Origin of the sequence: Vibrio sp. 10N.222.46.A1, from assembly GCF_041473595.1 — a bacterium.
In the GTDB taxonomy this organism is placed as follows: Bacteria; Pseudomonadota; Gammaproteobacteria; order Enterobacterales; family Vibrionaceae; genus Vibrio; species Vibrio tasmaniensis_A.
This window is the reverse complement of the sequence record NZ_JBFRSN010001481.1, coordinates 1-470: the sequence shown is the minus strand read 5'-3', so window position 1 is coordinate 470 and position 470 is coordinate 1. Positions and strand designations below refer to the sequence as shown.

The following is a 470-nucleotide window of genomic DNA, read 5'->3' as shown; positions in this document are numbered from 1 at the left end:
ATTTATGTTTACTGCTTTTTGTATTAACGCTAAAACGCACTTGCTCTAACGTTAGGAATGCTTCACACAGCTGTGCTGCTGATTTGTAGAAGTTCGCACTTTCTGCACTTTCAAGCTGACGCGTAAAAGAGTTAAACCAAGGACCAAGATGCTTATTGAAAACGGCTTGTTGAAGCGCGTCTTCTTCATTGGTTAGCATCGCCATTACTTCACACAATGCAGCAATATGATCTTCTGGTTCTTTCACTTGATCATCACGTTCAATGCCTAAAAGCTCTAGGTCATGACGAATCTCTGCTAAGGGTTTTTCCATCATGGCGCCAGTTCTATGCCAAGAGCCAAATGGAACAATCTCTCCGCGGCCAATGCCAATGAAAAGATTCTGATATTCATCTTCTAGTGCTTCGCGGTTTGATTCGGTTGCGGCTTGTTGAATCGCAATCCAAGCCTTTTGCATCGCACTCTCAGAC

1 protein-coding gene is annotated in these 470 nt (G+C 43.4%); it reads right to left on the bottom strand.

Features of this window, described 5'->3' with window-relative positions; translation table 11 throughout:
* On the bottom strand, nt 1–470 hold a 470-nt coding region (locus tag AB4496_RS27530; RefSeq protein ID WP_372133154.1), incomplete at both ends, for a molecular chaperone.